Raw genomic sequence first — 26,727 nt, forward strand, 5'->3', positions numbered from 1 at the left:
TACGATGATCGACACGCCGCCGGCGGCGACCTCGCCGACCGACGCGGCAAGATTCGTCCGGCGCGAACAAGCGTTGCACGACTTGCGGTCGAGATTGACTTCAACCACCACCCAAGCCAATGATGATGCGGGGATATCTGGAATTGCGGGGCGAGAATGCGTTTGGGTGTGGGGATTCTGGTCGTGGCCACGTTGCTTGCGGGCTGCGCATCCGGGCCGATGGGCAGCGCGGCACTGACTGACAACGTCAAATCGAATACGGCGCGCCTCGTGGTCTATCGCACCTCGCCGATGGCATTTGCGGTCCAGCCCAATTATGCCGTCGATGGACGGGTGATTGGCGGCAGCCAGCCCGCGGGGTTCGTGTCGTGCGATCTGCCTCCGGGCCGCCACGAGGTCGCCGTCAACAACCTGCCGCTGAGCGGCAATTTGCTCGGGCAGGGCAGCGAGAAGGTCAGCGTCGATCTGCGCGCCGGCAGCACGACCTACCTCTCCGCCCAGCCGCAGATAGGAATCGTGACGCCCGGCGCGATCACGCTGATCCAGGTCACGGAAGGCCAGGGCCGCGCCGACGTCGCCAGCCTGCATCAGAGCAGTGGCTCATGCGGCAAGGCGTGATTCGAATCATTCCGCCAAGGCGCGGATGAATCGCGTTGTCCTGAAGATCATCCTGCGTCTTGGCCGCTACGCGGTACTGCCGGTCGTGGCGCTGGCCTGCGTGATCCTCGCTCTTACGCGCCAGAGCCGATGGCGGCCGCTGCCACCGCCGGCCTGACCCGCGAGCACGATCCGGACTCGACGCATCCGCCTTTCGCCAAGCGGCTCGCCAATCTCGGTTATGCCGGCATTCCCGGGATCGACGAGGTTCGCACATCCGCCATCGATCACCTTTTCTCACGCGATGCCGCAAAAGACATCCCCGCCCGCTTCGACGCGGACTGGCGGAAGAAGGCGCAGGCCTGGGTCACGATCGGCAGGTGAGCGCCGTCACCACTGGTACTTGACTGCCCCCTTGCCGGCGTAGCTGCGCGTGACGTTCGAGAACTCGCCCTCGAACGTTGCGGCGATGGCCCAGCCATTGAACCAGCTCTTTTCCGCCGACGCAGTGACCAGCGCGGCGTCCGTGGCTTGCGCGGCGCCGTTGACGACGAAGCTCGCGCCGGGCAACGCCTGGAAGGTCGCGCCGATCGAACGATCGGGATTGAAGTCATGCGCCCAGGCGAGGCGCCCGCGCAGTGTGGCGATGCCGTCGGCCATCCCGAAGGACTTGTCCGAGCGAAGACCGAGCTCGCTGCGGGTATCCGTGACACTCTTCGACGCGTAGCTCAGGGCAAAGGTGGTGTTGCCGGTGACCGCCCGCTCCGCATAGGCCGGCAGGTCGAAGGTGGTGAACTGGACCGCGGCATAGGGCGTGAGGCCGACGCCGCCGATCATTGGCGTGACGAAGCGGTAGCCGCCTTCGAGCCGGCCGGAATAGGCGTTCGCCTTGAAGCGCGCCTGAAGATGATCGACGCCTGCGATGGCGACGTTGCGGTCGGTGGTGACGTCCTGCCAACCATAGGCCAGCGCACCCGTGACATAGGCCGCACCTTGATTGTGCCGCACGAAGGCGCCGGCCTGGAACAGATCGGAGCGGCCGGTGCCGCCATTCGCGACCGAAAAGCTGGTGCCGCCGCCGGCAAGCGCGAAACCTGCGACCGTATCAGGCGAGAACCAGTAGTCGGCGCCCGCGGTCCCGCCCGCGATACGACTGGTGACGGCGTTGGAGCCGAGCACGGCATTGCCGTCGGTGGTCTGCGAGCCGCCGAAGCCCACGGCCCACACGCTCCAGCGTGACCCAAAGGGTTGGGCCTGCGGTGCCTTGCGCGACATCGCGGCGTAGGCGTCGCGCTTGGCGCCAGTGCGTTTGCGGCCAGCAGCAAAGGCGAGCGCATCGCTGTCCTCGGCCGCATAGCCCGCAGTGCCGCCGGTTGAACGCGGATCGTCGCGACCGGCCACGAACGGATCGGTCAGCACACCCATGAACATGTTCATCGCGTCAAAGGTGGCCTGCTGTGCGCCCGTCGCGGTCTCACCCGAAATCTGCGTCAGGCCAGCCGGGGTCAGCGCGCCGAACACCGCGGGGATGCCGCCGGTGCTGTTGAAGAAGTTGGTGACGGCGTTCGCGACGTTCTGCTGGTTGACGGAGGAGCCGACCGGCAGCGTGTAGCTCAGGGCCAGATCGAGATAGACGTTGCTGGCATCATAGCTGAGGCTCGACTTGAAGCCCGACGGCAGGCTGGTGTTGACGAGGCCGAAGGTGCCGCTGATGCTGCCGGCGTTGAGAATGGTGTATTGCCGCGCGACGTAGGCGCCAGGCGCGAACACCGCGTTGACCGTTGCGCCGCCGAGCGTCGCGGTACCCGTGACATTGACGCGGTCGGCGCTCGCAGGCGAGACCTCGACCATGTAGGTCGACGCCGCGGTGAAGGTGAGGCTGCCGCTGACGGTCAACAGGCCGATGGAATTGCCGGGTGCCAGCGTGCCGCCATTGACGATCGTGCTGCCGACGGTGCCGTTGCCGCCGAGCGTGCCGCCGGCATCGACCGTGACGCCGCTCGCCGCAGAGAGATTGCCGTTCACCGCCAGCGTGCCGCCGTTGACCGTGACCGGGCCGGCATAGGTCGACGTGCCCGTCAGCGTCCAGATCGACGAGCCGGTCTTGTCGAGCAGCGTCCAGCCGGCGGCGATCTGGCTGACGTCAAAACTGTTGCTGCCGGTGCCGGCGAAGCGGAACGTATCCGAGCCGCTGCCGACCGCCAGACCTGTCAGCGTCGCGGCCGGCCCGCTCATGACAAAGAGGCTATTGGCGCCGTTCAAGAGCACGGCAGTGCCGCCGGTCCCCTCGATGCTGCCGGCATTGGTGACCGTCGTTGTCGCGTTCGCCCTGACGCCGGTCCCGCCGGTGATGGTGCCGTTGTTCGTGACAATGTTGGCGGAAGAGCCGCTCGCGAGATCGACGCCATAGGTGCCGCCTTGCACCGTCGCCCCGGCCCCGACCGAGATGGCGATCTTGCCGGTCCCAATGGTCAGGGCGTTGATGCCGGACAGGCTCGCGTTGACGCTGCCGTTCGCGGCAATCGTGATGTCGCGGGTATTCGCAATATTGGCGATGGTGGCATTGATGCCGTAGAGACCTCCGCTGACCGCGCCGGCGGCCGTGATGTCGATAGCGCCGGTGCCGGTGGTGGACGTCGCGGCGATTGCGCTGCCGCCGGTCATGGTGATCGAGCTGCCCACGCCGGTCGTGATCGAGATCGCGCCGGCACCGGCGCTGACTGCGAACACGCCGGTGTTCGCGGCGAAGATCGCTCCGCCGGTCTGGGACACCGTGACGTTTCCGCCGCCGGTCTCGGTCGCCCTGATGCCGATCAGGAAGGCGGTGCCTGCGCTGCCGATATTGGCATCCGAGGTCACATTGATGGTCCCGCCGATCGAACCCGCGTTGATGCCGACGGTCGAGTTGGCGCTTGCGGTGCTGTTCTGGATCGACGTGTTGCCGGTCAGGGTCGCCGAGATGGCGCCCGAGCTTGCCATATACAGACCGGTGCCCGTTGTGCCCGTGACCGCGATATTACCGGCATTGAGCGAGACGGCGATTGCGCCGACGTCCGCCTGGGCGACCAGGCCGCTGCCGCCAAGGTAGTTCGGCGCGACAGGCGTACCGCTCGTGCCGACCGTGATGGAGCCGGCGCCGCTGGTTTCAAGGAGAAGGGCCGTGCTCGCAGAGCCAGCGCTGAGACTGCCATTGCCCGAATAGACGATGTCCCCGCCATTGGCGCCGAGCCGGAGCGCGTTGCCGGCGCCGATCGACCAACCGTTGTTGGTGAACGTCACGGACGCGGCCGGGAAGGTAGATTCGACCCAGAGTCCCTGGTTCGTGACGGTCTTTCCGGCGTTGATCGTGCCGGTCACCGCGCTACCGAAAGTGAACAGCTGGTGATAATCGTTCGACGATGTCGATGCGGCATTCAGATTGGTCGTGAGCGATGTCCAGGTGTCGTCGCATGTGACGGAATTCGGACCGGCCGACACCGAGCAGGCGGCAAAGGCGTTGCCGGAATGTCCCGCAACACCGATGGTCAGGACAACAGCGAAAGGCGCGCCGAGGGGAATGGTGCGCCCGAGCGCTGCCCACGAAGGTCGAAATTGCTGCTGCATCTGCCTTGCGCCGAGATCCCGGAGCGACTTCGCCACCGCCGGCACGAGGCTGGGACGACGCGTCGCACCTGCTTGATTTTGCGACCGGAATCCGGCCAGTGTGGATTGCCCTGCAATCAGGGCGTTCATATTTGCGGCTGGCTACACCGAAAGTCATGGTGTCGTTCTGAAAAAGTTCTTAAGCATCGCGCCATGGCCACGAGCTACATCATCGGTCCGTTCCGGCTCGACGCTGAGGCCGCGATCCTGTTTCGCGGCAGCGCGCCGGTCGCGCTCGGCCAGCGTGCGGTTTCCGTGCTGCGCGTGCTGGTGGAGCGAACGGGCACGCCGGTCTCCAAGGACGCGCTGATCAAGTCCGCCTAGGCCGGCCTGATCGTCGAGGAAAGCAATCTTCCGGTGCAGATCGCGGCCCTGCGCCGCGTGTTCGGCGATGAGCCGGGCGGCGAGCGCTGGATCGAGACCATGCCGAAATACGGCTACCGGTTCGCCGGTCCCGTGAGCACGGATGCACCAGGCTCCGTGGTGCCTGCGTCTCCGGTATACGGCGCGCCGGCCGAAACGCCGCCGCTTCCGGCGCAGCCGGCGGTCGCGGTGCTGCCGTTCCAGAACATGAGCGGCGATCCCGAACAGGAATATTTCGCCGACGGCGTCGTCGAGGAGATCATCACGACGCTGTCGCGCTTCCGCTCGCTGTTCGTGATCGCGCGCAACTCCAGCTTCACCTACAAGGGGCGCGTCGTCGACATCAAGCAGGTCGGCAGCGAGCTCGGCGTCAGCTTCGTGCTCGAAGGCAGCGTGCGCAAATCGGCCGACCGCGTCCGCATCACCGCGCAGCTGATCGACGCCACGACCGGCGCGCATCTGTGGGCCGACCGTTTCGACGGCGCGCTCGAGGATGTCTTCGACCTGCAGGACCAGATCGCGCGGCAGGTGGTGGGGCTGCTGGTGCCGAAGCTCGAGCATTCCGCGATCGAGCGCGCCAAGCGCAAGCCGACGGAGAGCCTCGGGGCCTACGAATATTATCTGCGCGGCACCGCGGCGATCTACCGCTTCACCATCCGCGAGGCCAACATCGAGGCCCTGCAGATGTTCAGGCGCGCCATCGAGCTCGATCCGGAGTTCGCGTCGGCCTATGGCATGGCCGCCTATTGCTACGTCAAGGACCGGACCAACCGCTGGCCGACCGACGACCTTGCGCGCGACATCGCCGAGACCGACCGGCTGGCGAGAAACGCGATTCGTCTCGGCCGCGACGATGCGCTGGCGCTCGCAACCAGCGCCGGCGCGCTCGCCTATGTCGTGCGCGATCTCGACACCGGCGCCGCTTGCATCGAGCAGGCGCTCCAGGTCAATCCCAACATGATGTGGGCGTCCTATTTCGCCGGCTTCATCAAGAGCTGGATGGGCGAGCCTGATGCCGCCGTCGGACATCTGATGTACGCGATGCGCCTCAGCCCGGTCGATCCGCTGATGCCGCTGATGCAGGTGGCAACGGCGCATGCGCATTTCTTCGCCGGCCGCTACGAAGAGGCCTCGTCCTGGGCCAATGCCGCCTTGCGCGGCACGCCGAGGCTGCTGCCGGCGCTGCGGATCGGCGCATCGGCCGATGCGTTCGCCGGACAAACCGCGCAGGCGCGGAAAGCCGTCGCCCGACTGCTCGAGATCAATCCCGGCGAGCGCGTCTCCAACCTCGATGCGATCTACGGCCCGTATCGCCGCGCGGACGATGCGTGGCGGTACGGCGAAGGATTGCGGCGCGCGGGATTGCCGGAGTGAAGCGGTCGGCGATCACGCCGGCGAGCTAGGGCCGAACCTTGCGCCAGGCTTGCGCCGTGAGGGCAACGCCCGGCTGCCCTGCTTTCGACGCTTGCGAGAATCGTGCATTTCTCGCTGATCGAGACATCGAAAGCTGATCCAGAATTGACCGGACATCGCGAGCACTTCGCCGCCAGCATGAGCTCGATGACGGCTGTGCCGGCGGTCGGCACGCCCGCCACCCTCTGCGAAACGGGCCTTCAGCATCTTAGGGACGGACGGCATCCCGAGGCGCGTGCCTGCTGCGGGCAGGCCCTCGCGATCGATGCGGAGAACCCGGACGCCCAGCATCTCATGGGGCTGCTGCTTCTCCACGCCGAACAGTACAACGATGCCCTGGCGTGGATCGTCCGCGCGATCCAGCGCGCGCCCAAGCCCGAATTTCTTGCAAGCTTCGGGGCGGCCTTGCTTCGGCATGGGCGCTTCGCGGAGGCGCTCAACGTCTTCGACAACACGATCAAGCTCCGCCCCGACGACGCTGAGCTGTGGCGGCAGCATGGCGACACGCTCGTTCAGCTTGCGCGCCTCGATCAGGCCCTCTCGAGTTATCAGCACACGCTCGACCTCGATCCGCATCATCAGGACGCCCTCTGCAACAGCGGGATCGTCCTGCACAAGCTCGAGCGGAACGAGGAAGCCATTGCGCGTCTTGATCTCTGCGACGGCCTGTTCCCGAACCATGCCCCGACGGTGCAGGCGCGCGCATGGGTTCTCTTCAACCTGAAACGGTTCGAGGAGTCCGCGGCCGAAGGCCGGCGGGCGCATGAGCTCGCCCCCGATAATGCCGACACCTGCAACAATCTCGGCCTATCGTTGCGGCGGCTCGGCAAGGATGAAGAGGCGCTGGTCTGGTTCGAAAAAGCCGTCGCGCTGCAACCGCGTCGTGTCGATGCCCTCAACAACAAGCTGACGGCGCTTTACCACCTGCATCGCTTCGACGAAGTCTTTGCACTGGCCGATCGCATGAAGTCGCTCAGGCTGAGCGATCTCGTGACAGAGTGGAACGTGGCCCTGGCTCAGCTCCTGACCGGCGATTTCGAAGCCGGCTGGCGCGGACACCACACACGGCTAAAGCTGCCTTCGGCGAAATACCCCGCGTTTCCAGAACCCATGTGGCTGGGCGAGGAAGACGTTGCGGGAAAGACGATCCTTGTCGCCGCGGACGAGGGCCTGGGAGACACCATTCATTTCGTGCGCTACGTACCACTGCTGGCGGCGCGCGGTGCACGCGTTCTCCTCGTCGTCCAGGATCCGCTGCTTCGCCTGATGTCGCCCCTGAGCGGTGTCTCTCACTGCGCTCCGACGTCGAATCTCACCACGCTGCCGGCGTACGATTTGCACTGTCCGGTCTCCAGCCTGCCGCTCGCCTTCAAAACGCGCCTCGATACGATCCCGGCGCAGATACCGTATCTCCCCTCTCCTCCGGAGAGCCGCATTCAGGCCTGGGACGACCGTCTTGGTCCTCGCACCAGGCTCCGGGTCGGTCTGGTCTGGTCCGGCGACCCAAACCACGTCAACGATCGCACCCGCTCGATTCCGCTGCGGACGCTTTGCCGGATCCTCGACGTCGACGCCACCTTCGTCAGCCTGCAGAAGGCCCCGCGCCCTGATGATGCGGCCGTCCTGCGCGAGCGAAGCGACATTCTCGACCTGACCGCTGATCTCACCGACTTCGTCGAGACCGCCGCGCTGATCACTTGCCTCGATGTTGTGATCACCGTGGACACCAGCGTCGCCCATCTCGCCGGCGCGCTTGGCCGTCCGACCTGGATCCTGCTGCCATGGACGCCGGACTACCGCTGGCTGCTCGATCGCGCGGACAGCCCCTGGTATCCCGGCATGCGGCTGTTCCGGCAAACCGAGACGCGCGACTATGACAGCGTGCTCGATCGCGTGCGGGACGAATTGCGGATTGAGGCCGCAAAGCACGAGGCCCCTGCGCGCAGCGACGAAGCTTACCCGGGTCTTCCCACGTAGAGCGAGATAAACCGGTCGATCATCGGGTTGATCTGCTCCGGCACTTCCAGCGACAGGAAATGCCCGGAGCCGACGGCCTTGGCGGTGACCAGTTGCGGGCACAGCGCCGCAAAACGATCCAGATCCGCGAGCCGATGGGCCGCTTCGATGTAGAGCACCGGGACCCGGCACGCCTGGACGCACTCACGCGCCCGATGCACATCCCAGGGGAACAGACTTGTAAACGTGGACACCAGCACGTGCTGCGGCGTCGCCAGAAAGGTCTGTTCGACATGGGCGCGGCATCTGTCGGTCGGCAGACAGGAGTCCGCCACAATCTTCCGTGCCTCGTCCGCAAAATCCGCGCCCTTCAAGCCCTCCAGATATCCGGCAAACACCGTCCCTGCCGAGGCAGGGAAGAGCACCCCTGAATCGAGCAGCACCAGGCCTGCAGGAAAGTCCGGATAGCGGGCGGCGATTTCGAGCGCCATGTTGCCACCCATGCTCTGACCCACGATGACCGGTTTGGTGATCTGCTGCCGGTTGCACAGAAAGACGAGATCATCGGCGAAGCCTTCGATCGAATATGCCTGTTGCGGCTTATCGCTCTCACCATGCCCCCGCAGTTCGGCATTCAACGCCCGACCTTGACGGGCGAAATACTCCATCTGCGGCGCAAAATGCGTGCGATCCCCGCCGAGGCCATGGACGAACAGGAATTGAAGCGGTCCCGCCCCGGCGATGTCGAAGGAGAGCTGGATTCCGTCATGCGCGAGCTTCATGGGTCATCTCCACCGACATGTTCAGGTGTCTCTGGCGAGTCCTGATCCAAGTGGCGCACCACGGGCCGATGAAGATGGCGCGACTGCTCGCCATGGCGCAATGACGGACCGGCCGACACCGCGATCAAGATGACCATTGCGCGCTGCGGTTGCCAAGGGGCACGCCAACATTCAGCTTGAGGCGATCCGGTGTGGCTCGCGCCGGTGCCGGCGCGTCGGATCGAGGAGACTTCAAGGAATTTGAGAATATCGAGGAGCTGCGAACTCTTTTGAATGACCTCATCATGGCAGACCTTCGCACGCTCCATATCGAGCGAGAGGGTTGTCGTGGACGTCATTTCCGATGGACCGGGCAGCGACATAATTGAAATTACATGCGATTTTCCTGCCCCAAGCGGGCGACCGCCGTGGCACCGACTTCGGCCCCACCCGGTATGACAGAGAAATTCAGCACGCCTCACGACGCAGCGCGCTTTTCGCCGCGGGATGGTGTATTGTCGCCGGAAGCTTCGATACCGCGGATCAATCGATCGCGGCGCTCGAAGAGATGCACTCCAGAATCAAGCTGATGATCGCGACTGCGATCGGACGGCGCGGCAAATGGAGGACATTATGGCGTGGCGCGACGACAAGGCCCGGGCAACCCTGATCCGCGATGCAGCGGGCAGCGTGCCAGCGGGCAAGAGCCCCCGGGCCTTTGCCGAGCCCTTGTTCGGCTACACCAATATCGAGGATCTCGCCAATTACGATGCCGCCTCGCTTGCGCTCCTGGCGGAGCAGGCCTGGGAGCACGTCCAGCGGCGCACGGCCGGCAGCGCCGATATCCGCGTCGTCAACCCGACATTGCCGAACGGACGCGAGATTTCCGTGCTCGAGATTCTCAACGACAACATGCCTTTCCTGTTCGATTCCACCATGGCGGAGCTCGCCGAGCAGGGCATCGAAGTCAGCCTCGTCGCTCACCCGATCATCGCCGTCGAGCGCGACGATGCGGGCAAGCTACTGCGCTTCTACGGCGAAACACTGCCGGAGGGAGCCAACGGCGCGCGCGAAAGCCTGATTCACCTCCACATCAGCCGCCTCGACGCGGATGCCGATCGCCAGAAGCTGGTCGACGGCCTGACCAGGACATTGAGCAATGTCCGTGCCTGCGTCGCTGACTGGCGCAGCATGCGCGACCGCGTCGAGGAGGCGATCAAGACGTTCTCCTCCAACCCGCCGCCGCTGCCGATCGACGAGGTCGCCGAAGCCAATCAGTTCCTGCAATGGCTCTGCGCGGACAATTTCACCTTCCTCGGCGTCCGCGAATATCGCTTCTCGCCCGACAGCGACGCGTCGGACGACATCACGACCGGCGAAGGCCTCGGTATCCTGCGCGATCCGGACGTGAAGGTGCTGCGCCGCGGCAGCGAAATGGTGGTGATGACGTCGGAAATCCGCGAGTTCATGCACGAGCCGACCCTGCTGATCGTCATCAAGGCCAATGTCAGTAGCCGCGTCCACCGCCGCATCCGGATGGATTATGTGGGCATCAAGCTCTATTCGCCCGACGGCCGGCTCGAAGGCGAGTTGCGCGTCGTCGGCCTTTTCACCTCGGGCGCCTATACCCGCTCGGTCAGGCAGATCCCTTATGTGCGCCACAAGGTTTCGCGGGTGCTGCAGCGTGCCGGCTTCGACCCGAACGGCCATTCCGGCAAGGCGCTGATGCATATTCTCGAAGATTATCCGCGTGACGAATTGTTCCAGATCGACGTCGACACGCTCTACAATTTCGTCATCGAGATCCTGATCCTCTACGAGCGCCCGCGCGTCCGGGCGCTGGCGCGGGTGGACAAGTTCGATCGCTTCGTCTCCATCCTCACCTTCATTCCGCGCGACAAATACGACACCGACGTCCGCACGCGCGTCGGCGCCTTCCTGTCGCAAGTCTACAAGGGGACCCTGTCCGCCTCCTATGTATCGTTCCCTGAAGGTGCGCTCGCGCGCGTCCATTTCATCATCGGGCGCTATGAAGGCAAAACGCCCGTCGTCGAAGCCGCCACGCTCGAAGCCGGGATCAGCGCCATTGCCGCGACCTGGGCCGACAAGCTGAAGGCCGCGCTCACGGCGTCGACCGATGGCATGCGGGCACGCATGCTCAGCAACCGTTATGCCCGTGCCTTTGCCGGCGGCTACACCGAAATCTTCAGCGCGGAACAGGCCATCGCCGATATCGCGACCATCGAAAGGCTGACGCCAGCCCGCCCGGTAACGATTTCGGTTCACCGCGCCGCGGAGGACGATCCCAGGCGGCTCGGCCTGAAGGTGTTTTCGGACGCCGCACCGCTGTCGTTGTCATACCGCGTGCCGGTGATCGAGAATCACGGCCTGCGCGTGGTCGACGAGCGCACCTATCAGATCGTGCCCGGTAACCGGCCGGAGCCGGTCTGGCTGCACGACATGACGATCGAGACCAGTGACGGCCAGCCGATCGGGATCACCCCGGAACTCAGCCATCGCCTGGAAGCCTCGATCATGGCGGTGGTCACCGATCGCGCCGAATCCGACGGATACAATGCCTTGACGCTGCGCACCGACCTGGGCTGGCGGGAGGTCTCCACCATCCGGGCGCTGTCGCGCTATTTGCACCAGATCCGCGCTCCCTTCACCCAGGATTACATGTGGGAGACCTTGCGCAAGAACGCCGCGATCACGGCCAACCTGGTCGCGCTGTTCCAGACCCGCCTCGATCCGCGCCTTGCGCTAACGGATCGCGAGCGTTCGGCGCGCGAGACGACCCTGCTTGCCGAGATCGAGGAGCAGCTCAAATCCGTCGCCTCGCTCGACGAAGACCGCATCCTGCGCCGTTTCACCAATCTGGTGCAGTCGGCCATCCGCACCAATTTGTGGCAAGTCGGCCGGGACGGACATCCGCGTCCGGTGATCTCCTTCAAGTTCGACGCGCGCCGGATCGAGGACCTTCCCCCTCCCCGACCGCTCTACGAGATCTTCGTTTATTCGCCCCGCGTCGAAGGCATTCACCTGCGTTTCGGCAAGGTGGCGCGCGGCGGTCTGCGCTGGTCCGACCGGCCGCAGGATTTCCGCACCGAGATCCTCGGGCTGGTCAAGGCCCAGCAGGTCAAGAACGCCGTGATCGTGCCGGTCGGCGCCAAGGGCGGCTTCGTGCCGAAGCGCCTGCCGCCGCCTTCCAATCGCGAGGCCTGGTTCGCAGAAGGCACCGAAGCCTACCGCATCTTCGTTCGCTCGCTGCTCGAGCTCACCGACAATCTCGATGGCGACGTCGTCGTGCCGCCCGACTCGACCATGCGCCACGACGGCGACGACCCCTACCTCGTCGTCGCCGCCGACAAGGGCACCGCCACCTTCTCCGACGTCGCCAACGCAATCTCGGCCGAGAAGAACCATTGGCTCGGCGATGCCTTCGCCTCCGGCGGCAGCCAGGGCTACGACCACAAGAAGATGGGAATCACGGCGCGCGGCGCCTGGGAGGCGGTCAAGCGCCACTTCCGCGAGCTCGGCACCGACATTCAGAACATGCCGTTCACCGCGGTCGGCGTCGGCGACATGTCCGGCGACGTTTTCGGCAATGGCATGCTGCTCTCACCGGCGACACGGCTTGTGGCGGCTTTCGATCATCGCGACATCTTCATCGATCCCTCGCCCGATCCGGCGGTCAGCTTCGCCGAACGCAAGCGGCTGTTCGATCTGCCGCGATCGAGCTGGCAGGACTACGACAAGTCGCTGATCTCGCAGGGCGGCGGCGTGTTCTCGCGCCAGCTCAAGGCGATCCCGCTCACTGCGGAAGTGCGCACCCTGCTCGATCTCGACAAGCCGCAAGCCACGCCGTTCGAGGTGATGACGGCGATCCTGAAGGCGCGCGCGGACTTGCTGTGGTTCGGCGGCATCGGCACCTATATCCGCTCCTCCTCCGAAAGCGACGATCAGGTCGGAGACCGCGCCAACGATCCGATCCGCATCGCGGGTGGCGACGTGCGCGCCCGGGTGATCGGCGAAGGGGCCAACCTCGGCGTCACCCAGCGCGGCCGCATTGAAGCGGCGCAGAAGGGCGTCAAGCTCAACACGGACGCCATCGACAATTCGGCCGGCGTGAACACGTCCGACGTCGAGGTCAACATCAAGATCGCACTGGCGCGCCCCGAGCGCGAGGGACGCCTCAGTCCAGCCGACCGCAACAGCCTGCTTGCCGCAATGACCGACGAAGTCGGCACGCTGGTGCTGCGCAACAACTATCTGCAGACGCTGGCGCTGTCGCTGGCCGAGCGCAAAGGCGTGGCCGAGACCGGCTTCCTCACCCGCCTGATGCAGTCGCTCGAACGGCGCGGCTTGCTCAGCCGTGCCGTCGAATTTCTGCCCGACGATGCAGCGATCACCGAGCGCACAAGGCGCGGACAGTCCCTGACACGGCCTGAGCTTGCCGTGTTGCTCGCCTACGCCAAGCTGACGCTCTACGACGACCTGCTCGCCACCAGCGTGCCGGACGATCCTTATCTTGCCCGCAGACTGTCCCTTTATTTTCCGCGTGAGCTTCTCGATAAATTCCCGGCCGCGGTCGAACTCCATCGCCTGCGGCGCGAGATCATCGCAACCAGCCTGGTCAATGCCGTGATCAACCGCGGGGGTCCGGCCTGCATCGTTCGCCTGACCGACGAGACCGACGCCGATATCTCGACCATCGTCATGGCGCAAGTTGCGGTGGACGCGATCTACGAGCTCAGGCGGCTCAACGACGCGATCGACGCCCTCGACACACGAATCGACGGGCAGTTGCAGCTCAGCCTCTACGCGGCGATCCAGGATCTTCTGCTTTCCCGCATGGTCTGGTACGTGCGCAATGTCGATTTCAAGGTCGGCCTGGAGGCAGTGATCGCGCGCTTCGGCCCGGGCATCCGCGAGATCGCGACGTCTCTCGACAAAACCCTCCCGCCGGATTTGCAGGCCGCGCGCGGCAAGCGCCGGCAGGACCTCGCTGATGCCGGCGTCCCGGCCGGCCTTGCCGGCGAGCTTGCCGATCTCGACGCCCTGGTCGCGGCACCCGATATCGTGACGGTCGCCGAGCGCACCTCTCGCGCCATCGGCGATGCCGCCGCGACCTTCTTCGCTGCGGAAGCAGATTTCCGTCTCGACCGCATCATCAGTGCCGCGCGCGGCGTGCCGGCGAACGATTATTTCGAACGTCTCGCCATCGACCGCGCCGTCGACCAGATCGGCGGCGCCGAAAGGAGACTGGCCGCGGACATGCTGGCAACCGGCCAGTCCGGCCAGCAGGCGGTCGAGGCCTGGCTCGCGGCCCATCCCGAAGCGACGCGTATCCGCCGCGCGGTCGAGGAGATCGCGGCCAGCGGCCTGACGCTCGCCAAGCTGACGGTGGCGGCGAACCTGCTGGGGGACCTGGTCAAGGCTTGAGGGTCTGCGAGGCCGCGAAGCAGGAACGGAGGAAGCCAATGATCCACGCCACTTGCCATACCGCCGACAATGTCCGCTGCATCGAGTTCGATGCCACACCGTGGTTCAGCGAGGCTGACGCTCCGAGCATTGTCGATTTGGCCCGACGCGGATGGACCAGCCCGACGATCGCAGAATCCCTCGAGCACCGGCGAGGCTACGAAGGCTTGCACGACCTCGTCGAGTATGCGGTGAAGCGACTGCAACCGGAATCGCTGGAGGACCCGACCTGGGAAACCTTCGAGTGTGTCGTCGATGGACCCGAGGCGGTCGCCTGGCTCGAGAAAAACCGGCCCAACGTCGTGGCAAGGATCCCGTAAGCCGCGGCGAGCGCGGCAAGGCCCACAATTGATCGGCGGGTTACCGGAAAGCGGAGAGACAGCGATGCTGTTTCGTCTCGCGTTTGCTCTTGTATCGATGACGGCGCTATTGGTTGATCCCATCGATGCCGTGTCGCAGGACATGCTGCGCAGCGTCGACCTCAACAGCCCCGAAATGTCGACATCCGAGATGACGCGGGCCGAGGTCGAGACGCTTCTCAAGGCGGCGGCTCGAGACGCCGCGGGCCGGAGCTCTGCCGATTTGCAGGGAAAGCGGCTGTCGCACCTCGATCTCTCGGGGCTCGACTTCTCCGGCAGCAATCTCCGGCTCGCCAAGCTCAACCGGACCAGCCTGAAAGGCGCAGCCTTCGATCGTGCCATCCTCAACCAGGCTTGGCTGATCGACGCGGATTTGACGGGGGCGTCTCTCGTAAAGGCATCACTGCTCGGCACGCAGATGCAGCGCGCCAAGCTTGGCGGCGCCGATTTGAACGGCGCTCGCATAACCGCGGATCTTTCTGGTGCCAGCTTGATCGGGGCCAAGCTTGCTGGCGCCGACTTGAGCGCTGATATGCGCAATCAATCGATGGGCTTGATGCGTGGCGTGCTCAAATCCGCCGATCTCAGGAATGCCGATCTGAACGGCGCCAATCTCGCGCGCACCGATCTCGCATTCGCGCGGCTGCAGAACGCCAATCTGGCGAATTGCAATCTTGGCGGTGCCGACCTTTCGGGAGCCGACTTGTCCAACACCAATCTCGCAGATGCCGATTTCACCGAGACCGATCTCGCGTCGGCCCTCTTGCCGAGCGCAGCCGCGCTGGAAAAGGCCCGCAATCTGGACAAGGCCAGGAACTTGAACCTGGCGCGGCGCCTGCCTTAGATGCTCTATCCAGCTGAGCCAGGGGCCCATGCGCCGGCCATGTCACGCGGCGCCGCTACAGTTTTCCATAGACCCGCCCGGCGACCGCCTTCAGGCGCTCGACCGAGCCGGATTCAGGATGCGGCTTGACCGGTGCGAACAGGATCGAAGCCTGCCTGCCCTTCTTCCAGACATAGATGTTGACGGCGTTGCCGTTGCCCTTGGTGCAGGAATGCTCGCCGAACGCTTCGCTGCCGAGTTCGGGTATCGCCACGTGCTTGCAAGGGCCGGCGCGCTTCATCATGTTGATGACCGTGTCGCGCGACATCGCGATCACCGCGACGGTCATGGTGTTGGCCTCGCGATCGAACATCATGCAGCTGCCGGCGCCGGTCCGCTGGACCGTCAGCGTGCTGTTGTCGAGAAAGCCGTCGGCATCCGCGGCGGTGAGCCACTCGCAATCGCCGAACTTCTCGCTGCTCTTGCTCACGTTTCCGATGGCAACGCGCGCGGCTTCGGTGACCGGCCCGAGCAGCGCGTCGTCGGCACGCCGGCCGATCGGATAGACGCTGATCTGCAGAATGGAATCGCCGGACAGGGCGACGACCGAGGCCTCCTGGCGCTCTGCGCCGGCGGCGCTCGTTCCGCCCTGGCCTTCGTCGCCGATCCCCGCGACTGCGTTAAGCGGCATGCGCTCGCCAAGCGTCTTGACGAAGGTCGCGTACAATTCCTTGGCGCGGTCCTTGTCGGGATTGCGGAACACGCTCAGCATCATCGTGTCGCCGCGCCCGGCCTGATAGATGCAGCCGCGGCCGTCCTGATTTGAAATCAGCGACCATTTGAGCGCCGGCATCGCGCCGGCGAGTTCCCGGGCGCTGATGAACGGACAGGTTTCGGCCCCGCGTGCGGGAAGCACCGGGACGGCTGCGATTGCGAGGAACAGAAAGAGGCAGGAGATCAGGCGATCGATAGTAGGCATGGAACTACATACTACCGAAATGGCGCGCCCGGAACGATTCGAACGTCCGACCCTCAGATTCGTAGTCTGATGCTCTATCCAGCTGAGCTACGGGCGCGTTTTTCGCAAACAGCGCGGGCGTAGCCCGCGGCGCATCTCCCGGAGGCCGGGAGGGGTGCGAAAGAGCGCTTTGACTAACCGCTCTTGTCCCGATTGGCAAGGTCCGGGATGGAGAGATTTTCGCGTATTTTCACCCTTCTCGCTGTCATTCCGGGGCTCGCGAAGCGAGAACCCGGAATCTCGACGTCAAACTGGATTCCGGGTTCGGTGCTTTGCGCCGCCCCGGAATGACGTCGTATCTCGGCCTTTGGCCGAGTTACGCCCGCTGCCGCTCGTTGCGGATGGAGAGGAGTTCCACGGGGCGGTCGGGGATGACGATCCGGAAGGTGGCGCCGATGGTGCCTTCGACCAGATGAATCTCGCCACCATGGGCGCGGACGAGCTCGGCGGCGATGGCGAGGCCCAGCCCGCTGCCGCCGGGGCGGCCGGAGGTCTGGAACGCCTCGAACAGATGGTCCCGCGTCTTCTGGGGCACGCCGGGGCCGGTGTCGGAGACCTCCAGGATGGCGACGGCGCCCTCGCGCTTGCCGGTGATCCGGATCTGCTGCGCGCCGCCCTCGACCGACGCATGGCTTTCCAGCGCCTGGGCGGCGTTGCGGACGAGGTTGAGCAGCACGCGGAACAGCTGGTCCGGGTCGGCATCGATCGCGAGCCCACGCTCGATCGCAGCGACCCAGGCGATCGAGGCATCCGAGGCGAGGCCTGCGGTCTCGCGCACCTCGAGCACGACAGGCTCGATCATGATCATGCGGCGGTCGGGCGCGGCCTCCTGGGCGCGGCCATAGGACAGCGTCGACTGGCAGAACGCGATGGCGCGCTCGAGCGAGCGCACCAGTTTCGGCGCAAAGCGCTGCACCCGCGGATCCGGCACGCTGGCGAGCTGATCGGACAGAAGCTGTGCCGAGGCGAGCAGATTGCGCAGATCGTGGTTGATCTTGGAGACCGCGAGGCCGAGCGCGGCGAGCCGGCTCTTCTGATGCAGCATCGACATCAGATCGCGCTGCATGTCCGACAATTCGCGCTCGGCGACACCAATTTCGTCGCTGCGCTGGCTCGGCACGATGATCCGCGCCGAGCTTTCAGGGTTTTCGTGGAAGCCGACCAGGCTGGCGGTGAGCCGCCGCATCGGCCGCACGAAGAGATAATGGAGCGCGAGATAGACCAGGCCCGCGGTCAGCACGCCGATGATCAGCGCGACCACCACGACGTTGCGGGAGAAGCGGTACATCGACTGCCGCAGCGGCAATTCGTCGGTCACGATCTCGACGAACTGGGCGTTGCCGACGCCGGGGCCGACGATGCGGATCGGCTGGTTGCCGGTCTCAAGCATCATCTGGAACGAGCCGGTGATCGCCTCCCATACCGTCATGTCGCGCAGGTCGACGTCATGCTCGATCGCGGTAGGCAGATTGTCGCTGGCGAGCAGCCGGCGCTGCTGGCCCATCTTGATGGCGACGGCGCGGGCATTGATGCTTTTCAGGATCTCGCGCGAGAGCGAATCGGGGACCATGCCGAGCGGCGCGGCATCGAGCACCAGCGCCGCCGTATTGGCGGCCGCGACACGGTCGTTCAGCCGGTTGACCCAGAAGTTGGCGATGGCGGGCACGTAGAGCAGGATCGCCGCGATCATCACCAGGGGGACGGTGAGCAGCAGCAGCTTGCCTGACAGCCCGAGCCCGGCCGTCCCACGCGGCCGCGCCGCCGGCGGGTCCGGCTGATCCACATCCTGGATCGGCTGGCGGTCTGTCGTTGCCACGAAATGAGCCCCTGTTGGCTAGGCTAATGGAAGATGCGACCCGTTCCCGGCCCGGTCAAATTACGGTTCGCTAATCTGCCAAGGTGGGATGTAGGTGTTGATAGGGCGAGTCGCCACCTCTAGGGTTAAAAACCCCGCACAAACAGCGATATTCACCGGAATCGTGCGCTTGTGCGACGTTGACGAAAACAAGACGCTCCCTTATAAGCCGCGCAAATTGTCCGCGATGACCCGGTGTGACGCCGGGAGCGGCTCTCTTGGGGCCGACAAAGGGCCCGTTTTGGGCCGCATCTTCCGGACTTTCCTATCAATTCTACAGGCAAATTGCCCGGTCAGCGGAGAAAAACCCGTGAAGCGGACTTATCAACCCAGCAAACTGGTGCGCAAGCGCCGTCACGGTTTCCGTGCTCGTCTCGCTACTGCCGGCGGCCGCAAGGTTCTCGCCGCCCGCCGCGCCCGCGGCCGCAAGCGTCTGAGCGCCTGAGCCGGACCCCCATTTTTGGGATTTCATCATGGATCGGCTGAGGCAGCGAGCGGATTTCCTCGCCGTTGCCAATGGCGCGCGGGCGAATAGTCCCGCGTTCGTCCTGCAAAGCCGCCGCCGCGACGACAGCGGCCCGATCCGGATCGGCTTCACCGTTACCAAAAAGAACGGCAACGCCCCCGAGCGCAATCGCATCCGGCGCCGGCTTCGCGAACTCGTGAAGCGGCTCGATCCGGTGTCGATGCAGCCCCATCATGATTATGTGCTGGTGGGCCGAAGGGACGCGCTCTCGCGCGACTTCGCGACCATGCTCGACGATCTGCGCATAGCGTTCACGAAGCCCGCGCGGCATACGCCCAAGGGATCAGCGAGGGGACCGGCGAAAGGACGCGGCCAACGGCCAGCTCCGAGCCCCAGCCCTGCTCCTGCGACCAGCCGCAAACCGGATTGATGACGAGACAATAGAGATGACCGATAATCGTAATACCATCCTCGCCGTCATTCTGTCGGGCCTCGTCCTGATCGCCTGGCAGTATTTCTACAACGTGCCGGCGATGGAGAAGCAGCGCGCCCAGCAGCAGGCGCAGGCCGAACTCCAGAAGAACACCCCGCAGCCGACGGCGTCCGCAACGCCGGGCGCCACGCCGCAGGCCGGCGGCGCGGCCCAGCCGTCAGCCGCTCCGGCCGCGAACCAGCAGGCCCAGCCGGTCGTTGCCCGCAGCGCCGCGATCGAAGCCAGCCCGCGCGTGAAGATCGACACGCCGCGGCTTGCCGGCAGCGTCTCGCTCAAGGGCGGCCGCATCGACGACCTCGCGCTGGTGCAGTACCGCGAGACGGTCGACCCGAAATCGCCGCCGATCGTCCTCTACTCGCCCTCCGGCACGGCAGAGCCCTATTACGCCGAGTTCGGCTGGGTGGCCGCGACGGGCGTGACGGCGAAGATGCCTGACGCTCAGACCCTCTGGCAGCAGGACGGCAGCGGCAGCCTGACGCCGACGACGCCGGTTGTGCTGAAATGGGAAAATGGCGACGGCCTCACCTTCCGCCGCACCATCGCGGTCGACGACCATTATCTCTTCACCATCAAGGACGAGGTGAGCAATGTCGGCAATACGCCGGTCACGCTCTATCCGTTCGCGCTGATCTCGCGCCACGGCACGCCGCAGGTCTCCGGTTATTACATCCTGCATGAAGGCCTGATCGGTTACCTCGATGGCCTGCAGGAATACGCCTACAAGAAGATCGACGAAGCCAAGGCGGTGAACTTCAAGGCCACCAATGGCTGGCTCGGCATGACCGACAAGTACTGGGCCTCGGCGCTGCTGCCCGACACCAGCGCGCAGCTCCAGGCGCGCTTCTCCTCGAACCCGGTCGGCAACGTCCACACCTACCAGACCGACTATCTGCTCGACCCCGTCACCGTCGCGATCGGCGGCACCGCGACCGCGAATGCACGGCTGTTCGCCGGCGCCAAGGAAGCCGGCGTTGTCGGCGTGTTCCCGTTCGCCGGCCTCGGCGGCTACAACAAGGAGCTCGGCCTCAACCATTTCGATCTGTTGATCGACTGGGGCTGGTTCTACTTCATCACCAAGCCGATGTTCCTCGGCCTCGACTTCTTCTATCGCTTCTTCGGCAATTTCGGCATCTCGATCCTGCTCGTGACCGTGATCGTGAAGCTCTTGTTCTTCCCGCTGGCGAACAAGTCCTACGCCTCGATGGCGAAGATGAAGTCGATCCAGCCGCAGCTTCAGGCGCTGAAAGAGCGCTACCCCGACGACAAGGTGAAGCAGCAGCAGGAGATGATGGAGATCTACCGCAAGGAGAAGATCAATCCGGTCGCCGGCTGTCTTCCCGTTGTGATCCAGATCCCGGTGTTCTTCTCGCTCTACAAGGTGCTGTTCGTCACCATCGAAATGCGGCACGCGCCGTTCTACGGCTGGATCAAGGACCTCTCGGCGCCGGATCCGACCAATCTGTTCAACCTGTTCGGACTGATCCCGGTCGATCCGACCACGATCCCGGTGTTCGGCCATTACCTCGCGCTCGGCATCTGGCCGATCATCATGGGCATCACGATGTGGTTCCAGATGAAGCTGAACCCGACGCCGCCGGATCCGACGCAGCAGCTCATCTTCAACTGGATGCCGCTGATCTTCACCTTCATGCTGGCGGGCTTCCCGGCGGGCCTCGTGATCTACTGGGCCTGGAACAATCTGCTCTCGGTGCTCCAGCAGAGCTTCATCATGCGCCGCAACGGCGTGAAGGTGGAGTTGTTCGACAATCTCAAGGCGACGTTCGCGCGGAAGGCGACGTAGTCGTCATTGCGAGGAGCGAAGCGACGAAGCAATCCAGGCTGTATCCGCTGAGAAAGCCTGGATTGCTTCGCTTCGCTCGCAATGACGTAGGGAAACAAAGAGCTTCGCATGACCGACGATAAAGATGCGAAGCTGATCGAGGCCGGGCGAAAGCTGTTCGCGCGCGACTGGCAGTTCATCTGGGCCTCGCCCTCGATCCAGACGTTGCCGCCGATGGCGGGGCTGGAGATCGCCTTTGCCGGCCGCTCCAATGTCGGCAAGTCCAGCCTGATCAACGCACTCACGGGCCGCAACGCGCTGGCGCGTACCTCGCATACGCCGGGCCGGACCCAGGAGCTGATCTTCTTCGAGGTCCCCGGGAAAACCGACCTGCGCCTCGTCGACATGCCCGGCTACGGCTACGCCAAGGCGCCGAAGAGCCAGGTCGCGTCCTGGACCGAGCTGATCCACACATTCCTGCTCGGACGAGCCTCGCTCGCGCGCGTCTACGTGCTGATCGACGCACGGCACGGCCTCAAGGACGTCGATCTCGAGATCCTGAAGACGCTCGACCGCTCAGCGGTCAGCTACCAGATCGTGCTCACCAAGGCCGATCAGGTGAAGGCGTCCGAACTGCAGACGCGCATCGCGGACACCGAGGCTGCGCTCGCCAAACATCCGGCCGCGTTCCCGAACGTGCTCGCGACGTCGTCGCGGAGCTCGACCGGCATGGCCGAGCTCCGTGCGGCGATGGCGAAGCTTGTGGAAGAGCGGACCAAGTGATGGCTCGCCTTCTGATCGGGCTTGCCGGTTTGATGGGCGCCGCCGGCGTCGCGCTGGCCGCCGCCTCCGCCCATGGCGCTGACGCCAGCCGGCTTGCCTCCGCAAGCGCCATGCTGCTGTTTCATGCAACTGCCATACTTGCGACCGTCGCCCTGCTCGCGCGCGGCCTTCTACACGGCGGAATTGGCCTCATCGCCGCATTCGGCTTCGTGATCGGCGCCGCGCTGTTCGCGGGCGACCTGACCTTGCGGCAATATGCCGGGCACTCGCTGTTTCCCTATGCGGCGCCGACCGGCGGGACGGTGATGATTCTGGGGTGGCTGGCGGTGACGCTGGCCGCGGTGGTCGTGGCGAGGAAATAGGTCTCGTGCCCCGGACGCAGCGCAGCGCTTCAGCGGTGCGCTGCTGAGCCGGGGCCCATGCCGCTTTCTGGATCCCGGCTCAGCGGCGCGGCACTACGCGCCGCACCGCGTCCGGGACACGAGAGCGACATGCCAGCCACACTTTGCGCTGCCCCTGCCAATCAGATAGAACGCAGGCCGCGTTAGTCCCGCCAGCGAGATCCGCCTCATGACCGAAATCTCCCCGCTCGACCAGGCCCGCATCCTGTCCGAAGCGCTGCCGCACATGCAGCAGTACGACGAAGAAACCATCGTCATCAAATATGGCGGCCATGCCATGGGCGACGAGGAGACCGCGAAGAATTTTGCCCGCGACATCGTGCTGCTCGAGCAGACCGCGATCAATCCGGTGGTGGTGCATGGCGGCGGGCCTCAGATCGCGACCATGCTCAAGCGCCTCGGCATCGTCTCGGAATTCGCCGCCGGCCTGCGCATCACCGACGCGGCGACGATCGAGATCGTCGAGATGGTGCTCGCCGGCTCCGTCAACAAGCAGATCGTCGGCTACATTAACGAGGCTGGCGGCAAGGCCGTGGGCCTGTCGGGCAAGGACGGCAACATGGTGAAGGCGTCGAAGACGACGCGCACCATCATCGATCCGGGCTCGCATATCGAGAAGGCGGTCGATCTCGGCTTCGTCGGCGATCCCGAGAAGGTCGACCTCACGCTGCTCAACCAGCTGATCGGCTACGAGCTGATCCCGGTGCTGGCGCCGCTCGCGACCTCGAAGGAAGGCCAGACGCTGAACGTCAACGCCGATACTTTTGCGGGCGCAGTCGCCGGTGCGCTGAAGGCCAAGCGCCTGTTGCTGCTCACCGACGTGCCTGGCGTGCTCGACAAGTCGAAGAAGCTGATCCCGCAGCTCTCGGTGAAGGACGCGCGCAAGCTGATCGCCGACGGCACCATTTCCGGCGGCATGATCCCGAAGGTCGAGACCTGCATCTACGCGCTCGAGCAGGGCGTGGAGGGCGTCGTCATCATCGACGGCAAGATGCAGCACGCGGTGCTGCTCGAGCTCTTCACCAACCAGGGCACGGGCACGCTGATCCACAAGTGAGGCGCGAGAAGACGAGACACGACGCCATGGCCGGGCAAGAGCGGCGGCACAGCCGCTCGCCTCTGACGCGTCTCCTGATGACGCTGCCGGCCGCCGCCGTCTCGTTCGTCTTCTCCTCCGCGCCGGCTTTCGCCGACCTCAAGATCTGCAACCGCATGTCTTATGTCGTCGAGGCCGCGATCGGCATCGACGACAAGGCGGCCACCGCGACGCGCGGCTGGTTCAGGATCGATCCCGCCACCTGCCGCGTGGTGGTGCAGGGCACGCTGTCTGCCGACCGCATCCTGCTCAACGCCCGCGCGCTCGGAGTCTATGGCGCCTCGCCGATTCCGCAGAACGGCAGCGACATGCTGTGCGTGGCGCAGGACAATTTCGTCATCGCGGCCGCACGGCAGTGCCGCAGCGGCCAGACCCAGGCCGCCTTCACCCAGGTGACGCCGACACAAGGCGACGACGGCAACCTCATTGCTTACCTGGCCGAGGATTCCGAATATGACGACGAGCAGGCGCGCCTCGCAGGCATCCAGCGGCTGCTGGTGATCATCGGCTACGACGTCGGCGCGATCGACGGCGTCGACGGGCCGAAGACGCAGGCGGCGCTCGCCGCGTTCCTGAAGAGCCGCGGGCTGTCATCCGACGCCGCCTCGTCGCCGACTTTCTTCAAGACCGTGGTCGATGCGACGCAGACGCCGTCCGCAAGCGGCCTGACCTGGTGCAACGACACGCCGCACAAGGTGATGGCGGCGATCGCGACCGACGACGGCAAGTCGGTGACCAGCCGCGGCTGGTACCGCATCGACCCCGGCAAATGCCTGCATCCTGACGTCAGCGGCCAGCCGAAGCAGATCTTCAGCTTCGCGGAAGCGATCGATGCCGACAACCGGACCATCAAGCTGAAGGACAGGCCGCTGAACTGGGGCGGCGAGAAGCAGCTCTGCACGCGCGAGACCAAGTTCGAGACCAACGAGCAGACCGATTGCAACGCGCGCGGATTTGCGGCGATGGGCTTTGGTGCGGTGGACATGTCGAGCGGCGGCAAGACGCTGCGCTTTGCGATGCCGTGATTGAGAGAGTTGCGATGAACCAACCCCGCGCCTTCGGCCATGTCGACACCTGGGTGTTCGACCTCGACAACACGCTCTATCCGCATCACGTCAATCTGTGGCAGCAGGTCGACGCGCGGATCGGGGAGTTCGTCTGCAACTGGCTGAATGTCGGCCCTGCGGAAGCGCGCAACATCCAGAAGGACTATTACCGGCGCTTCGGCACCACCATGCGCGGCATGATGACCCTGCACGGCGTACGCGCCGACGACTACCTCGCCTATGTCCATAAAATCGACCACTCGCCGCTGGAGCCGAACCCGGCGCTGGGCGAAGCCATCGCCAAGCTGCCGGGGCGCAAGCTGATCCTGACCAACGGCTCGGTCGACCATGTCGATGCAGTGCTGGCGCGGCTCGGTCTCGGCTCGCATTTCGACGGCGTGTTCGACATCATCGCGGCCGGCTTCGAGCCCAAGCCGGCGGCGCAGACCTACCAGAAATTTCTCGGCGACCATGCGGTCGATCCGACCCGCGCCGCGATGTTCGAGGACCTCTCCCGCAACCTCACCGTCCCGCACCAGCTCGGCATGACCACGGTGCTGGTGGTGCCCGACGGCACCAAGGAGGTGGTGCGCGAGGATTGGGAACTGGAGGGGCGGGACGCGGCCCATGTCGACCACGTCACGGATGATCTGGCGGGGTTTTTGGCGAGGTTGTCGCGGTGACGCCGTAGCCCGGATGGAGCGCAGCGAAATCCGGGGCCTCGCGCCGCGGAGAGACCGTCCCGGATTGCGCTTCGCTCCATCCGGGCTACGGGCTCCAGCGCGCGATTGCGCGCAAGGCAGGTGATGACGGCGAGCCCAGCCTTGACTCCGCCCCGCCAAATCCCGAAAAAGCGCCCCAATCCCCTCAAAATTCCTGATCCCAAGAGGAAATCCCGATGTCCCTCCAAGCCCTCGAATCCACCATCAACAGCGCCTTCGACGCGCGTGACGGCATTTCGACCTCGACCAAGGGCGAGGTGCGCGAGGCCGTGGACCAGGCTCTGGAGACCCTGGACAAGGGCGAGGCGCGTGTCGCCGAGCGCGGCGCCGACGGCAAGTGGAAGGTCAATCAATGGCTGAAGAAGGCCGTGCTGCTGTCGTTCCGCCTCAACGACATGGACGTCATTCCCGGCGGTCCCGGCAAGGCGAGCTGGTGGGACAAGGTGCCCTCGAAGTTCGAGGGCTGGGGCCCGAACCGCTTTCGCGACGCCGGTTTTCGCGCGGTGCCCGGCGCCGTCGTCCGCCGCTCGGCCTTCATCGCCAAGAACGTCGTGCTGATGCCCTCCTTCGTCAATCTCGGCGCCTATGTCGATGAGAGCACCATGGTCGACACCTGGGCCACCGTCGGCTCCTGCGCGCAGATCGGCAAGCGCGTGCACATCTCCGGCGGTGCCGGCATCGGCGGCGTGCTGGAGCCGCTGCAGGCCGAGCCCGTGATCATCGAGGACGACTGCTTCATCGGCGCGCGCTCCGAGGTCGCCGAAGGCGTGATCGTGCGCAAGGGCGCGGTGCTGGCCATGGGCGTGTTCCTGGGCGCCTCGACCAAGATCGTCGACCGCGAGACCGGCGAAGTCTTTATGGGCGAAGTGCCGGAATATTCCGTCGTGGTGCCCGGCGCGCTGCCCGGCAAGCCGATGAAGAACGGCCAGATCGGCCCGAGCACCGCCTGCGCCGTGATCGTCAAGCGCGTCGACGAGCGCACCCGCTCGAAGACCAGCATCAACGAGCTGCTGCGCGACTAGAGCGCGGCAACGCGCCAATCGAACCGAATTCCAGACGGGTGCGACCAACATTCGGGACCGCGAGCAGCACTCGCGGTCTGGAGGTTGCGATGGACTTCGTCTGGCTATTGTTCAGCTTCAAGGGCCGCCTCAACCGCGCCAGATACCTCGTTGTGGAGCTGGCTCTCCTCCTGCTCTGGGTCGTGGCTTGGCACAAGTCCACGTTTCTGGTCTCGTCACCGGAGGCTTTAGGCTGGGTCGCCGCGATCCCGATGATCTGGATCAACACGGCCACGACAGCCAAACGGCTTCACGATCGCAACAGAAGCGGCTGGTGGGCGGTTGCCATTTTCGTCGTCAATCGTCTCTCCTACCTCTATTACGGGCTTTTTTTCGGGCTCTCGTTCGGCGTCGATATCTCGATCGCCAGGGAAATGCTGCTCGTGATGTTTGCTGTTGCGCTGTCCCTGCTTCAGACCTGGATTATCATCGAGTTGTTTTTCCTGATGGGGACCGAGGGGCCCAACCGGTTCGGGCCAGATCCGACGCGTACCGCTCCCGGCGCCGCCGTCGCTTCGCGCCTGGAGCCGCATGGTGTTCCGGATTTTCTCGTGCGCCGTTCTGGCCCACTCCCTCCGAGCTGAATATCGAACCCTCCCTCCCTCCAT

At 65.1% G+C, this 26,727-nt stretch carries 24 protein-coding genes and 1 tRNA gene; 19 read left to right on the top strand and 6 right to left on the bottom strand.

All coding sequences use genetic code 11. From position 1 onward, the window contains the following. Positions 1–183: 183 nt before the first annotated feature. From VGR99_RS27715 to VGR99_RS27725, 3 genes are read left to right on the top strand one after another with little or no spacing between them, the layout of a single operon-like run. Positions 184–618: a DUF2846 domain-containing protein gene (locus tag VGR99_RS27715; RefSeq protein ID WP_326903047.1), complete on the top strand. Its 435-nt coding sequence runs from the start codon at positions 184–186 to the stop codon at positions 616–618. A gap of 25 nt (positions 619–643) precedes the next feature. After that, positions 644–775, top strand: coding sequence for a hypothetical protein (locus VGR99_RS27720; protein ID WP_326903049.1), 132 nt, complete (start codon positions 644–646; stop codon positions 773–775). Then, the gene (locus VGR99_RS27725) at positions 748–981 is read left to right on the top strand and encodes a hypothetical protein (RefSeq protein ID WP_326903050.1); all 234 of its coding nucleotides are present in this window, start codon (positions 748–750) and stop codon (positions 979–981) included. The genes VGR99_RS27720 and VGR99_RS27725 overlap by 28 nt, the downstream gene beginning before the upstream one ends. A 6-nt stretch (positions 982–987) precedes the next feature. On the opposite strand, the gene VGR99_RS27730 is transcribed toward VGR99_RS27725, so the two are convergent. Then, positions 988–4,200 (bottom strand): autotransporter outer membrane beta-barrel domain-containing protein, encoded by a 3,213-nt coding sequence (locus VGR99_RS27730; RefSeq protein WP_326903052.1) that lies wholly within the window; start codon positions 4,198–4,200, stop codon positions 988–990. A gap of 192 nt (positions 4,201–4,392) precedes the next feature. Between VGR99_RS27730 and VGR99_RS27735 the strand changes: the two genes are divergently transcribed. The 3 genes from VGR99_RS27735 (at position 4,393) to VGR99_RS27745 (ending at position 7,992) form a co-directional block, all read left to right on the top strand. After that, complete coding sequence (locus VGR99_RS27735; RefSeq protein WP_326903053.1) at positions 4,393–4,563, top strand: hypothetical protein; 171 nt, start codon at positions 4,393–4,395, stop codon at positions 4,561–4,563. 33 nt (positions 4,564–4,596) lie between these two features. Beyond that, positions 4,597–5,976: a hypothetical protein gene (locus tag VGR99_RS27740; RefSeq protein ID WP_326903054.1), complete on the top strand. Its 1,380-nt coding sequence runs from the start codon at positions 4,597–4,599 to the stop codon at positions 5,974–5,976. A 102-nt stretch (positions 5,977–6,078) separates the two neighbouring features. Further along, complete coding sequence (locus VGR99_RS27745; RefSeq protein WP_326903055.1) at positions 6,079–7,992, top strand: tetratricopeptide repeat-containing glycosyltransferase family protein; 1,914 nt, start codon at positions 6,079–6,081, stop codon at positions 7,990–7,992. On the opposite strand, the gene VGR99_RS27750 is transcribed toward VGR99_RS27745, so the two are convergent. Further along, positions 7,971–8,753 (bottom strand): alpha/beta hydrolase, encoded by a 783-nt coding sequence (locus tag VGR99_RS27750; protein WP_326903056.1) that lies wholly within the window; start codon positions 8,751–8,753, stop codon positions 7,971–7,973. The two genes, VGR99_RS27745 and VGR99_RS27750, sit on opposite strands and share 22 nt — an antisense overlap. Continuing rightward, positions 8,750–9,091: a hypothetical protein gene (locus VGR99_RS27755; protein WP_326903057.1), complete on the bottom strand. Its 342-nt coding sequence runs from the start codon at positions 9,089–9,091 to the stop codon at positions 8,750–8,752. Before VGR99_RS27755 ends, VGR99_RS27750 begins: the two co-directional genes overlap by 4 nt. Before the next feature lie 262 nt (positions 9,092–9,353). Here VGR99_RS27755 and VGR99_RS27760 point away from each other — a divergent pair, with 262 nt between their 5' ends. The 3 genes from VGR99_RS27760 (at position 9,354) to VGR99_RS27770 (ending at position 15,419) form a co-directional block, all read left to right on the top strand. Continuing rightward, positions 9,354–14,177: an NAD-glutamate dehydrogenase gene (locus VGR99_RS27760; protein ID WP_326903058.1), complete on the top strand. Its 4,824-nt coding sequence runs from the start codon at positions 9,354–9,356 to the stop codon at positions 14,175–14,177. 38 nt (positions 14,178–14,215) lie between these two features. Further along, on the top strand, positions 14,216–14,536 hold the full coding sequence (locus VGR99_RS27765; RefSeq protein WP_326903059.1) for a hypothetical protein: 321 nt from the start codon (positions 14,216–14,218) through the stop codon (positions 14,534–14,536). 64 nt (positions 14,537–14,600) lie between these two features. Next, a complete protein-coding gene (locus VGR99_RS27770) occupies positions 14,601–15,419 on the top strand; it encodes a pentapeptide repeat-containing protein (RefSeq protein WP_414645192.1) in 819 nt (272 codons plus the stop codon). A 55-nt stretch (positions 15,420–15,474) separates the two neighbouring features. Here the strand turns inward: VGR99_RS27770 and VGR99_RS27775 are convergent, their stop codons facing one another. The 3 genes from VGR99_RS27775 to VGR99_RS27785 form a co-directional block, all read right to left on the bottom strand. Further along, on the bottom strand, positions 15,475–16,377 hold the full coding sequence (locus tag VGR99_RS27775; RefSeq protein ID WP_326903060.1) for a hypothetical protein: 903 nt from the start codon (positions 16,375–16,377) through the stop codon (positions 15,475–15,477). Positions 16,378–16,397: 20 nt separating this feature from the next. After that, positions 16,398–16,474: transfer RNA gene (locus VGR99_RS27780), tRNA-Arg, on the bottom strand. Between the two features lie 258 nt (positions 16,475–16,732). Further along, on the bottom strand, positions 16,733–18,232 hold the full coding sequence (locus VGR99_RS27785; protein ID WP_326903061.1) for a HAMP domain-containing sensor histidine kinase: 1,500 nt from the start codon (positions 18,230–18,232) through the stop codon (positions 16,733–16,735). Positions 18,233–18,581: 349 nt separating this feature from the next. On the opposite strand from VGR99_RS27785, the gene rpmH reads away from it, so the two are divergent. From rpmH to VGR99_RS27835, 10 genes are all read left to right on the top strand, one after another. Continuing rightward, entirely contained in the window at positions 18,582–18,716 is a 135-nt protein-coding gene (gene rpmH / locus VGR99_RS27790; protein WP_008542748.1) for a 50S ribosomal protein L34, read from the top strand. A gap of 28 nt (positions 18,717–18,744) precedes the next feature. Then, on the top strand, positions 18,745–19,167 hold the full coding sequence (gene rnpA, locus VGR99_RS27795; RefSeq protein ID WP_326903153.1) for a ribonuclease P protein component: 423 nt from the start codon (positions 18,745–18,747) through the stop codon (positions 19,165–19,167). A gap of 16 nt (positions 19,168–19,183) precedes the next feature. Further along, positions 19,184–21,031: a membrane protein insertase YidC gene (gene yidC, locus VGR99_RS27800; protein ID WP_326903154.1), complete on the top strand. Its 1,848-nt coding sequence runs from the start codon at positions 19,184–19,186 to the stop codon at positions 21,029–21,031. A gap of 108 nt (positions 21,032–21,139) precedes the next feature. Continuing rightward, positions 21,140–21,793: a ribosome biogenesis GTP-binding protein YihA/YsxC gene (yihA, locus tag VGR99_RS27805; RefSeq protein WP_326903155.1), complete on the top strand. Its 654-nt coding sequence runs from the start codon at positions 21,140–21,142 to the stop codon at positions 21,791–21,793. Then, positions 21,793–22,155, top strand: a complete 363-nt coding sequence (locus VGR99_RS27810; protein WP_326903156.1) for a DUF423 domain-containing protein — start codon at positions 21,793–21,795, stop codon at positions 22,153–22,155. The genes yihA and VGR99_RS27810 overlap by 1 nt, the downstream gene beginning before the upstream one ends. Positions 22,156–22,363: 208 nt before the next feature. Then, positions 22,364–23,251, top strand: a complete 888-nt coding sequence (argB, locus tag VGR99_RS27815) for an acetylglutamate kinase (RefSeq protein WP_326903157.1) — start codon at positions 22,364–22,366, stop codon at positions 23,249–23,251. A 77-nt stretch (positions 23,252–23,328) separates the two neighbouring features. After that, a complete protein-coding gene (locus VGR99_RS27820; RefSeq protein ID WP_326903205.1) occupies positions 23,329–24,315 on the top strand; it encodes a DUF1036 domain-containing protein in 987 nt (328 codons plus the stop codon). Between the two features lie 14 nt (positions 24,316–24,329). Further along, positions 24,330–25,019: a pyrimidine 5'-nucleotidase gene (locus tag VGR99_RS27825; RefSeq protein WP_326903158.1), complete on the top strand. Its 690-nt coding sequence runs from the start codon at positions 24,330–24,332 to the stop codon at positions 25,017–25,019. A 215-nt stretch (positions 25,020–25,234) separates the two neighbouring features. Beyond that, positions 25,235–26,080 carry a 2,3,4,5-tetrahydropyridine-2,6-dicarboxylate N-succinyltransferase gene (gene dapD / locus VGR99_RS27830; protein WP_326903159.1) on the top strand — a complete coding sequence of 282 codons (846 nt, stop codon included), beginning with the start codon at positions 25,235–25,237 and terminating at the stop codon, positions 26,078–26,080. Positions 26,081–26,169: 89 nt separating this feature from the next. After that, complete coding sequence (locus VGR99_RS27835) at positions 26,170–26,703, top strand: DUF805 domain-containing protein (protein WP_326903160.1); 534 nt, start codon at positions 26,170–26,172, stop codon at positions 26,701–26,703. The last annotated feature ends 24 nt before the right edge of the window (positions 26,704–26,727 follow it).

Origin of the sequence: Bradyrhizobium sp. (assembly GCF_035935975.1) — a bacterium.
In the GTDB taxonomy this organism is placed as follows: Bacteria; Pseudomonadota; Alphaproteobacteria; order Rhizobiales; family Xanthobacteraceae; genus Bradyrhizobium.